The following is a 10568-nucleotide window of genomic DNA, read 5'->3' on the forward strand; positions in this document are numbered from 1 at the left end:
ACCGGCCGGCTCATTCGTCCCGCCGATGCGGGGGCCTGCGGCGCCGTGCTAAGGCATCCGTGACACGGCGCCGCCGGCGATCAGGCGGTGAGCTTGGTCCGGAGCGTCGCGATCGTCTGCGCGGAGAGTCCCAGGCCCTCCGTCAGGTACGCGTCGACCGAGCCGTAGTGTTCGGCCACCGCGGAGTACGACGCGTCGAGGAACGACCGCTGCACGCCCAGCAGGGGAGCGTACGCGGCGGCTGCGGCCTCTCCGCTGTGCTCCGCCATCCCCCTCAGTGAGGCCGAGATGCTCGCCCGCGAGTATTGGTTGCTCAGCAGGTAGTTCTGGTCGATCGTCTCCTGGTCGGCCCTCGCGATGTGCAGCAGGAGGGCGCTGGTCCAGCCCGTGCGGTCCTTGCCCGCGTGCAGTGGACGATGACGGCGCCCTTCGCGTCGGCGATGGTGGTCAGGGCGGCGCCGATGGCCTTCCGGGCGTCGGGCGAGGTGACCATGGCCTCGTAGGCGCCGTCCATCAGCGCCTCGGCCTCTGCCGCGGTCGTGAACGTCGGGGCCGACAGCGAGGCGACGCTGCCGAGCACATCGTCGTGCACCCAGGTCGCACCGGGGATCTCGGTGTCCGGCTTGGCCTCGATCTCGGCCGTGGTGCGCAGGTCGATGACGTCGGAGACGTCGAGTTTCGCCAGCGCGGCCAGGTCGGCGCCGGTCAGCGCGAGCGCATTGGAGCGGTAGACGACGCCGCGGGCGACGTGGCCGCCGTCCGTCGTCGGGTAGCCCTCCCCGAGGCCGCCGAGGTCGCGGAAGTTGTCGGCGCCCTCCAGTCGGGGAGTCGTCGCGGGCTGGACGTGCGCGACCGGCGTGGAGTCGCCGGCCGCGGTCCCGGCGGCGGTGCACCCCGTGGTCGCAACGGCGCCGGCGAGGGCGGCGGCGGCGACGATGGAGCTGAACAAATGACGAGTGTGAAATGAAGCGTTTGCCATAATGACTGGCAAGCTACGGAGGCCCGGCGACCGGGAGGCGGCCGTCCGGTGGCCACGAGGTGAACGGGCGGCGACGCCGGAGCGCACCTCCGCGCTGGCGGCCCGGCGGGCAGTCGCGCCATTCACCGCAAGCATCGAGCCACACCGTTCCGGCCGTTTGCGCGGCGTCACTAGACTGACCTCACACCCACGAAAAACCACCAAGGAGACTGTTGTGGCTCAGATCGAAGCTGTAGGCGCTCGCGAGATTCTCGACTCCCGCGGCAACCCGACCGTCGAGGTCGAGGTGCTCCTCGAGGACGGCACGGTCAGCCGTGCCGCCGTCCCGTCCGGTGCGTCCACCGGTGCTTTCGAGGCCTACGAGCTTCGCGACGGCGACACCGACCGCTACCTGGGCAAGGGCGTCGAGAAGGCCGTCGACGCGGTCCTGGACGAGATCGGCCCGGCGATCGAGGGCTTCGAGGCCAGCGACCAGCGCCTCGTGGACGAGGCCATGATCGAGCTCGACGGCACCGACAACAAGAAGCGCCTGGGCGCCAACGCGATCCTCGGCGTCAGCCTCGCCGTCGCCAAGGCCGCGGCCGACTCCGCCGACCTGCCGCTGTTCCGCTACGTCGGCGGCCCGAACGCGCACGTCCTCCCGGTGCCGATGATGAACATCATCAACGGCGGCGCGCACGCCGACACCGGCGTCGACATCCAGGAGTTCATGATCCTGCCGATCGGCGCCGAGACCTTCTCCGAGGGCCTGCGCTGGGGCGTGGAGACCTACCACGCGCTCAAGGCGCTGCTGAAGTCGAAGGGCCTCAACACGGGCCTGGGCGACGAGGGCGGCTTCGCCCCCGAGCTGGAGCACAACCGCGCGGCGCTCGACCTCATCTCCGAGGCCATCGAGAAGGCCGGCTACGCGGTCGGCTCGCAGATCGCCCTCGGCCTCGACGTGGCCTCCACCGAGTTCTTCGAGAACGGCGTCTACCGCTTCGAGGGCCAGGACCGCAGCGCGGCCGAGATGAGCGCCTACTACGCCGAGCTCGCCGCCAACTACCCGCTGGTCTCGATCGAGGACCCGCTGGCCGAGGACGACTGGGAGGGCTGGGCCCACCTGAACTCCGAGCTCGGCGGCAAGCTGCAGCTCGTCGGCGACGACCTGTTCGTCACCAACCCGAAGCGCCTCGCCAAGGGCATCCAGGTCAAGGCCGCGAACAGCATCCTCGTGAAGGTCAACCAGATCGGCACCCTCACCGAGACGCTCGACGCCGTGTCGCTCGCCCAGCGCAGCGGCATGACCGCCGTGCTCTCGCACCGCTCCGGCGAGACCGAGGACACCACGATCGCCGACCTCGCCGTCGCGACCGACGCCGGCCAGATCAAGACCGGCGCCCCGGCCCGCTCCGAGCGCGTCGCCAAGTACAACCAGCTGCTCCGCATCGAGGAGGAGCTGGGCGACGCGGCGGTGTACGCCGGCCGCAGCGCCTTCCCGCGCTTCCAGGGCTGAGCGGACTCCGCTCTCTCGTCGAGGGGCACGTCGACGCCCGTATTCCGTGTGAAGAGGGGCCACGACGTGCCCCTCGGCGCGCGTGAGGCGACTCTGCGAGAATCGCACCCATGCGCACCGCAGCGGGGGTCCCGGCCGAGCTCGTCCCGCTCGGAGTGTTCCTACTGCTCGCCGCCCTGTTCGTCGTGTTCGGCGGGTACCTGCTGCGGCGGCCCGAGCGGGCGGCGGCGCTGTTCGCCGACCGGGACGCGCGGGAGCGCTTCCGGCCGCGCGACGCCCGCGCGATCGGGCTGGTGTTCACGCTCGGCGGCCTCGGGCTGGTGGTCGTCGGCGCCGTCCGGCTCGTCGTTCTGCTGACAGCGCGCTGAGCGGCGGCTCCGCAGGCTCCGACACCCCGGCCGCGCGGCCGCCGCTCAGGGCGGATCGCCTACGATTGAGAACGGGGACGCCCGGTCCTCCACGTCCGCCGAATACCGCAGGAGGGGCCATGCCGAAGCCGCGCACGCAGCGCGTCGCCGCCTCCTTCGAGCAGCCGTCCGCCACCGGGCGCTGGCTGCGCGGCCTGCACTTCTCCGCCTTCTCGCTCGTGATGATGGGGGCCGTCGTGCTCGCCGTCCTCATCCTGGCGCCGTCGCTGCAGGGCTACCTCGCGCAGCGGCAGCAGATCGCCGACCAGCAGAAGGCCGTCCAGGAGCTCTCGGCGCAGGTGGACGCGCTCAAGGAGCAGCGCGCCCGCTGGAACGACCCCAGCTACATCCGCGCCCAGGCCAGGGACCGGCTGTACTACGTCATGCCGGGGGAGACCAGCTACCTCGTCATCGACGACCGTCCGCCCGCTGCGAAGGGCGACACCACCCCGGTGAGCTCCAAGCTCCAGAAGACCCGCACCGACTGGGTCGGCTCCCTGTTCGGCTCGCTGATGGGGGCCGGGCTCACCGACGCCACCCCGGCGCAGCTCGGCAGCACGCCGGCGCCCACCCCGACTCCGACTCCCGCACCCAGCAAGTAGTCCCGCAAACGCAAGGCACGCCATGACCAGACCCCCGTTCGACCCCGTGACCGACGCCGACATCGCCGCCGTGAGCGAGCAGCTCGGCCGCCCCGCGCGCAACGTCGTCGGGATCGCCGCGCGCTGCGTGTGCGGCCGCCCGACGGTCGTGTCCACCGCCCCGCGGCTGGACGACGGCACGCCGTTCCCGACGTTCTACTACCTGTCCCACCCCGCCGCCACGGCCGCGATGTCGCAGCTCGAGGCCACCCAGGTGATGAACGAGTACAACGACCTCCTGGCCGAGGACGAAGACCTGCGCGACCAGTACCGCGCCGCCCACGAGCAGTACCTCGCCGACCGCGAGTCGATCGGCGTGGTGCCGGAGCTCGCCGGCGTCTCGGCCGGTGGGATGCCGACCCGGGTCAAGTGCCTGCACGCCCTCGCCGCGCACGCGCTCGCCGCCGGCCCCGGCGTCAACCCGATCGGTGACCTGGCGCTCGCGCGGGGCGGGTGGTCGCCCGAGGTGTGCGAGTGCCGCATCCAGGCCGGCTGACCCGGTTTCGCCGCGCCCTGGCGGCGGCCGCGACCGCGCTCGCCGCGGCCCTCGTCCTCGCGCCCGCCGTCGGGATCGCGCCTGCGACCGTCGCGCACGCCGACCAGGTGCGCGACCTGGAGTACTGGCTCACCGAGTACGGCTTCGCCCAGGCTTGGCAGACCACCGAGGGCGCGGGGGTGAAGGTCGCGGTGATCGACACCGGCGTGGACGGGACGGTCCCGGACCTGGCCGGCGCGGTGACCGGAGGCACGGACGTCTCCGGCGTCGGGGCGCCGAACGGCGAGAAGCCGCTGGGCGACGGCGCCGCAGCCGACCACGCCACCTGGGTGGCCTCCCTGCTCGCCGGGCGCGGCACCGGCCCCGGCACGGGAGTCCTCGGCGCGGCCCCGAAGGCGAGCATCCTCAGCGCCTCCGTGGCACTCGGCAAGGCGACGGGGAGCGTCGACAACGACGACCAGATCGCGAAGGCGGTGCGCTGGGCGGTCGACAGTGGCGCCTCCGTCATCAACATCTCGCTCACCCGGAACACCCTCGACTGGCCGCCGAGCTGGGACGACGCGTTCCAGTACGCGTTCTCGCACGACGTGGTCGTGGTCGCGGCGGCCGGCAACCGGGGGAGCGGGACGACCGAGGTCGGCGCTCCAGCGACCATCCCCGGCGTCCTCACGGTCGCCGGCGTGGACCGGGCCGGGCAGGCCTCGTTCGACGCGTCGTCGCAGGGCATCACGATCGGCGTGTCCGCGCCGAGCGAGGAGCTGGTCGGCGCCAACCCGGGCGGAGGCTACGTGCAGTGGGCGGGGACCAGCGGGGCGGCCCCGCTGGTCGCCGGGGCGGTCGCGCTGGTGCGGGCCGCGCATCCCGAACTGAAGGCGCCGGACGTCATCAACCGGATCATCCGCACCGCGCGCAAGCCCGCCGGTGTGACGGCCGTCCCGAGCCCGGTCTACGGGTACGGGCTGCTGGACGCGGCGGCCGCGGTGACCGCGACCGTGCCGCACGTGAGCGCGAACCCGATGGGAGACCTGACGCAATGGGTCCACATCCACCGCCGGGCCGACACGGCGGCGACGGCCGTCCCGAAAGCGCCGGACGCCCAGGCCGCGCCCGCGCCCGCGAAGCTCAGCCCCGAACGACCTGTAGCATGGAGATCGTTCTTCTGGCCGCAATGGAGCGTCCTCACCACCTTCTGGCTACCGTTCGGCCTGATCTCCGGTTTCGTCACACTCCTCGCCCTCGGCGGGGTCGGTGCGTGGCTGCATTTCAGACGAGCGCACGGCAGGGGGTAGATTAACACCCATACTTTCGTGTTGAGGAGACGCATTACTGTGCCCAAAATCCTGATCGTCGGCGGAGGCTACGCCGGTTTCTACACCGCGTGGAAGCTCGAGAAGCAGCTCCGCTCGGGCGAAGCCGAGGTCACCATGGTCGACCCGCTGCCGTACATGACGTACCAGCCGTTCCTCCCCGAGGTGGCCGTCGGCTCCATCGAGCCCCGGCACGCGGTCGTCTCGCACCGCCGCCACCTCAAGACCACGAACATCGTCAGCGGCAAGGTCACCTACATCGACCACGCCAACAAGACGGCGACCATCGCGCCGGCCGCGGGCGAGCCGTACGAGTTCGAGTACGACATCGTCGTGGTCACCGCGGGCGCCGTGTCGCGCACCTTCCCGATCCCGGGCGTCGCCGACCAGGCCGTCGGCCTCAAGACGATCGAGGAGGCCGTGTACATCCGCGACACCCTGCTCACCAACTTCGACAAGGCCGCGACCCTCCCGCCCGGCCCGGAGCGCGACCGCCTCCTGACCGTCACCGTGATCGGCGGCGGCTTCGCGGGCATCGAGATCTTCGCCGAGCTCCGCTCCTTCGCGAGCGCGCTGCTCAAGAAGTACCCGGAGCTGTCGTTCGAGGACACGCACTTCCACCTGATCGAGGCCATGGGCCGGATCATGCCGGAGGTCTCCCTCCCGACCAGCCACTGGGTCATCAAGAACCTCGCCGAGCGCGGCGCGGAGATCCACCTGGAGACCCAGCTCACCAGCGCCGTCGACGGCCGCATCGAGCTGTCCACCGGCGAGAGCTTCGAGACCGACCTCATCGTCTGGACGGCCGGCGTCATGGCCAACCCGACCGTGGTCCGCCACACCGACCTCCCGATCGAGGAGCGCGGCCGGCTGCGCGTGCGCGCCGACCTCCGCGTGGGCACCGACGAGGAGATCATCGAGGGCGCCTGGGGCGCCGGCGACGTCTCGGCCGTCCCCGACCTGACCGGCGCGGGCGTCGGCGGCTACTGCGTGCCGAACGCCCAGCACGCTGTCCGCCAGGGCAAGCTGCTCGCGAAGAACATCATCGCGGACCTGCGCGGCGAGCTGCCGCGCCAGTACTACCACAAGAGCCTCGGCGCCGTCGCGGGCCTCGGCCTCGGCATCGGTGTGCTGCAGTCCGGCAAGATCGCGATCAAGGGCCTCCTCGGCTGGTTCGCGCACCGCGGCTACCACGGCCTGGCGATGCCGAGCTGGGAGCGCAAGTGGCGCGTGCTGTGGGGCTGGTGGAACAACTTCTGGCTCGGCCGCGACATCGTGTCGCTGGAGGCCCTCCGGGCCCCGCGCGCCGCGTTCGAGGAGTTCGCCGCCCGCCCGAAGCCGGCCGTCGAGGCCGCGCCGACGGAGGCGCCGAAGAAGGCTGTCCGCGCCAAGGAGCCCGCAGCGGCCAAGTAGCCGAACGCCGAAGGCCCGGTCCCGCGGGGACCGGGCCTTCCGCGTTCCTCCACTCAGGAGATCCGCCCCGACGCGCCGCGCAAACTCCTTCCGAAGGTCCTCCCACAGGAGATTCAGACGTGTCTTCCTGCGGAAGCGCGTCGCCCGACGATCGCTCGCTCGTGCCCCCAGTGGGACTCGAACCCACACTCGGGCGATTTTAAGTCGCCTGCCTCTGCCAATTGGGCTATAGGGGCGATCCGTCCGTGGGGCGGCTCGACGTCAGCGGTCGCGGTAGGGCGACTTCACCATCTGGATCATGGCGCCTAACGCGAGTGCGCCGCCGACGATGATGACCGTCCAGATGAGTCCGATGAGCACGCCTTCCATGCGTCCCACACTATACGGTGACCGGGCCGCCGTGGCCCCTTGTCGCGCTTCCCGCCACGGCGGAGGGTGGGAGCATGATCCGGATCGGTTCCATCGTGTGGGGTGTGCGCGACCTGCCGCGCGCCGTCGGGTTCTGGTCGGCGGCGCTCGGCTATCGGCCGCCGCGCGAGCCGGACGTCGATTGGGCGATCCTCGTCCCCGTCGCCGGTGCGGGGCCGCAACTCGCCCTCAAGCTCGTCGGCAGCGAGGCGAACGCGTCACCGCGGCACCACCTCGACCTGTACGCCGACGACGCGGAAGCCGAGGCGACGCGGCTGCGGGGGCTGGGGGCGGCCGACGTCGAGTGGCAGTACGAGGAGGGCGCCGACTACGTGGTGCTCGCCGACCCGGACGGCAACCGCTTCTGCGTCGTCGCCGCGGGGGAGGCCGCGGCGTCGCCCGCGTCGTAAGTGGGCCCTCCGGAGACCGGCCGCACTGAGAGGTCCTTCAGGTCTCCCCAAGGAGGCACCCACCCGGGCCGTGCAGACTGGGGCCCGACACCCTTTCTGGTGAGGTGTCCTCCGACCCGGCTGGAGCCCGAGATCCCCCGACGTAAGGCTCCAGCCGGGTCCCCTTCTGTCCGGGTCCTTTTGTGCGGGTCCTTTTTGGCCGGAGCGCGTCGGCTAGGCTCGCCGGGTGAGCGACACACGATGCCCCTGCGGGAGCGGTGAGACGTACGCGAACTGCTGCGGGCCGCTGCACGACGGAGCCCCGGCCCCGACGGCCGAGCGGTTGATGCGGTCGCGGTTCAGCGCGTTCGCGCTCGGGGACGCCGCCTACCTGCTGCGGAGCTGGCACCGTTCGACACGGCCGGAGGCGCTCGACCTGGACGACGGGATGCGCTGGTACCGGCTCGACGTCGAGTCCACCGAGCGGGGCGGCCCATTCGACCGGGACGGCGTCGTGGCGTTCACGGCGTACTACAAGGGCGCCGAGCGCGGCAGCGTGCACGAGGTGTCCCGGTTCGTCCGGGAGGGCGGCGACTGGTTCTACGTCGACGCGCTCTGACCGGCGACGGGCGGGCAGCGCGTCAGCGCGCGGGCTCCACGTACCGCTCCCACAGCCACACCGACAGCCCGACCACCGCGAACACGACGGCGGCGATGACGATGACGACGACGCCGGCCCCGGTCTCCGCCAGCGACGCCACCGGCAGCAGCAGCGCGAAGAGCACGGTGTAGACGACGAGCGCCATCCCCAGCCAGAGCGGTCGCGACCACTGCAGCACCGCGCGCCCGGCGAGTCCGCCGAACGGGAGCAGCGCGATGGCGGCGGAGCCGATCGCGACGAGGGCGACGGCGTTCACCAGTTCCATCAGGAACGCCGACGGCGCGCCGGACGGCGTCGGGAGGACGCCGACGGCGAGCCACGCGAGCACGCCGAAGGCGGCGACCGCCGAGAGCTGGACGGCGGCGGTCCGGCCGCGCTCGACGCGCCCCAGCCCCTCGGGGAGCACCGCCCCCAGCACCAGGCCGAACAGGAGGGCGGGCTCCAGGCCGAAGAGCCGTGAGCCGATCGCGGCTGCTGCGACGATCGCGAGGAGGGCGGGCCGGACCACCGTCCGCGCCGTCGCCACCCCGAGGTGCCGGGTCATGCCGCGGGCCGCGAGCACCCAGATCGCGTTGACCCCGATGATCGCGAGAGCCAGCGCGACGAGCAGGCGGACGTATGCGGAGGCGTCGTGCACGGAGGTGGACAGGGTCACGAGGGCCGCGGCGGAGACGCCGACGAGCGGCGCGAGCCACACCGGCTGGGCGCCGACCGCGTGCCCGTCCGGGGCTTCGGGGGCCCCGCCGGGCTCCAGCGCGTCGCCGTGGGAGCGCCCGCCGAGCAGCGCGTCCGCTTCGCCGAGCTCGGCGAGGGCCCGGTTGCGGCCGAAGATCGTGGTGCGCGCTGTCCGCTCCGGCCGCGACTCCCGCGGGCCGGTCAGCGACGCGACCAGCAGCCGTCCCGGGAGCACGAGGAGCAGCAGCGCGGCGACCGCCAGCCCGACCGAGCGCAGCCAGCCGGGCACGGAGGCGGCGCTGACGACCGGCGCCGAGGCGGTCGTGAACGGGGTGGACGTCCAGCCTCTGGTGTCGGGATGCGTCGGTCCGGCCGGGAGGGCCGGGGCCGTGGTCGTCGGCGGCACCGCGGGCGCCGGGGCCGGAGTCGCGCTGGGAGTGCGCCGGTTCTGCGGCGGCGACGTCGCGCCGGCGGCGGCCTGCACGGAGACCGCGACGGGGTTGCTGCCCGCGCTCACGTTCCCCGCGGCATCCCGCTGCAGAGCGGAGGCCACGTAGTCGCCCGCAGGGAGCGTCGCGCTGCACGACCAGGCGCCGCCGGACACCGTCGCGGTGCAGGCGACGGTCGTGCCCTTCGGGGTGCTCGCGTAGACGGTGACCGCGCCCCCGGTCTCCCCGGCGCCGCCGAACCCGATCGACGCGCCCGCGGCGACCGTGGTGCCGGGCGCGGGCGAGCTGATGGTCGGCGCGGGCGGCGCGACGGTGTCGACCACGACGGTCACCGCCGGGCTCGGCGCCGAGCGCGTGGACGAGAACGGGGCCACCTGAGTTGCGGTGACCGTGTGCCGGCCGTCGCCGAGCCCCGGCAGGACGCAGCCCCAGTTGCCTGCGCTGTCCGCCGGGAACGTGCAGGAGGCGCCGGTCTCCGCGGTCACGGTCACCGAGGCGCCCGGATAGGCGGTGCCCCCGATGCCGCCACCGGTGGGGCCGCCCGGCGCGGAGGCGATGATCGGCGGGGAGAGGACATCGACGCGTCCGCTGTCCGCGAGACCGCTCGAGCGCGAGACCGCGCGGACCGGCACGCCCGGGCCGTCCGGGAGACGCTGGAGGGCGCAGCGGAACGTCCCGTCGGCCGCGGCGGTCGCGGTGCAGGAGGTGGCCGCGCTCGTCGAGGACCCGCCGGAGACGTCGAGGACGTCGCCGGGGTCGGCGGTACCGGAGACGGTCAGCGGGAAGGCCGTTACCAGGCCGCTCGGCAGCGGGTCTAGTGTCGGCGGCCCCGGCGTCGGTGTCGGGGTCGAGGTGTCGGGCGGCGCCGAGTTGTCGGCGGGTGCGGTCTCGTCTGCGAGCGACGGACCGGAAGTGTCTGCGAGTGCTGTGCGAGTCGGGATGGTGCGGGACGACGCGGGTGCGGACGAGGCGGAACCGGAGGCGGCCTGTGCGGACGCCGGCGGCGCGAGCCCGGCGACGGAGCCGGCGGCGAACGCGAGCGCGGCGAGCACGAATCCGGACAGCACGGCGACGACCGGCCTGGTCGCCCCCCGGGGCCGGACTGGTGGAGACACGTCTGACGCAAAAACCCGCATTCCACCCCATTTGAGGGGCAGGACACGCTTCCTGTCAAACCGCCGGGCCGGATTTGCGGCATACTGACAAGTGGGTCAACTGTCCCACTTCGCGCGACGACGCGCGACGGCA

Annotated in this window: 9 protein-coding genes, 1 tRNA gene and 1 pseudogene; 8 read left to right on the forward strand and 3 right to left on the reverse strand. The window is 72.8% G+C overall.

The features are described 5' to 3' along the window. Window positions 1–80: 80 nt before the first annotated feature. Window positions 81–1114, reverse strand: a pseudogene (locus ABIA36_RS12320) (tyrosine-protein phosphatase). A 79-nt stretch (window positions 1115–1193) separates the two neighbouring features. Here ABIA36_RS12320 and eno point away from each other — a divergent pair. From eno to ABIA36_RS12350, 6 genes are all read left to right on the forward strand, one after another. Beyond that, window positions 1194–2474: a phosphopyruvate hydratase gene (gene eno, locus ABIA36_RS12325; RefSeq protein WP_369962687.1), complete on the forward strand. Its 1281-nt coding sequence runs from the start codon at window positions 1194–1196 to the stop codon at window positions 2472–2474. A gap of 110 nt (window positions 2475–2584) precedes the next feature. Continuing rightward, the gene (locus ABIA36_RS12330; RefSeq protein WP_369962688.1) at window positions 2585–2842 is read left to right on the forward strand and encodes a hypothetical protein; all 258 of its coding nucleotides are present in this window, start codon (window positions 2585–2587) and stop codon (window positions 2840–2842) included. Between the two features lie 119 nt (window positions 2843–2961). Continuing rightward, on the forward strand, window positions 2962–3483 hold the full coding sequence (locus tag ABIA36_RS12335; protein ID WP_369962689.1) for a septum formation initiator family protein: 522 nt from the start codon (window positions 2962–2964) through the stop codon (window positions 3481–3483). A gap of 22 nt (window positions 3484–3505) precedes the next feature. Continuing rightward, entirely contained in the window at window positions 3506–4018 is a 513-nt protein-coding gene (locus ABIA36_RS12340; RefSeq protein WP_369962690.1) for a DUF501 domain-containing protein, read from the forward strand. Then, entirely contained in the window at window positions 3997–5307 is a 1311-nt protein-coding gene (locus ABIA36_RS12345; RefSeq protein ID WP_369962691.1) for a S8 family serine peptidase, read from the forward strand. The genes ABIA36_RS12340 and ABIA36_RS12345 overlap by 22 nt, the downstream gene beginning before the upstream one ends. Before the next feature lie 39 nt (window positions 5308–5346). Then, complete coding sequence (locus ABIA36_RS12350; RefSeq protein WP_369962692.1) at window positions 5347–6738, forward strand: NAD(P)/FAD-dependent oxidoreductase; 1392 nt, start codon at window positions 5347–5349, stop codon at window positions 6736–6738. A gap of 162 nt (window positions 6739–6900) precedes the next feature. Here ABIA36_RS12350 and ABIA36_RS12355 read toward each other — a convergent pair. Beyond that, window positions 6901–6974, reverse strand: a tRNA-Leu gene (locus tag ABIA36_RS12355). Window positions 6975–7181: 207 nt separating this feature from the next. Here ABIA36_RS12355 and ABIA36_RS12360 point away from each other — a divergent pair. Continuing rightward, window positions 7182–7556, forward strand: coding sequence for a VOC family protein (locus ABIA36_RS12360; RefSeq protein ID WP_369962693.1), 375 nt, complete (start codon window positions 7182–7184; stop codon window positions 7554–7556). Window positions 7557–7782: 226 nt separating this feature from the next. Next, window positions 7783–8154, forward strand: a complete 372-nt coding sequence (locus tag ABIA36_RS12365) for a YchJ family protein (protein WP_369962694.1) — start codon at window positions 7783–7785, stop codon at window positions 8152–8154. A gap of 22 nt (window positions 8155–8176) precedes the next feature. Here ABIA36_RS12365 and ABIA36_RS12370 read toward each other — a convergent pair whose 3' ends face one another. Next, complete coding sequence (locus ABIA36_RS12370; protein WP_369962695.1) at window positions 8177–10435, reverse strand: hypothetical protein; 2259 nt, start codon at window positions 10433–10435, stop codon at window positions 8177–8179. Window positions 10436–10568 lie beyond the last annotated feature (133 nt).

The sequence above is a fragment of the Leifsonia sp. EB34 genome (assembly GCF_041260585.1).
In the GTDB taxonomy this organism is placed as follows: domain Bacteria; phylum Actinomycetota; class Actinomycetes; order Actinomycetales; family Microbacteriaceae; genus Leifsonia.

Bases quoted from the DNA above. Each gene is read 5' to 3' on its own strand.
- ABIA36_RS12330 (WP_369962688.1), top strand. From the start codon at position 2,585: ATGCGCACCGCAGCGGGGGTCCCGGCCGAGCTCGTCCCGCTCGGAGTG.
- ABIA36_RS12340 (WP_369962690.1), top strand. From the start codon at position 3,506: ATGACCAGACCCCCGTTCGACCCCGTGACCGACGCCGACATCGCCGCC.
- ABIA36_RS12335 (WP_369962689.1), top strand. From the start codon at position 2,962: ATGCCGAAGCCGCGCACGCAGCGCGTCGCCGCCTCCTTCGAGCAGCCG.
- ABIA36_RS12360 (WP_369962693.1), top strand. From the start codon at position 7,182: ATGATCCGGATCGGTTCCATCGTGTGGGGTGTGCGCGACCTGCCGCGC.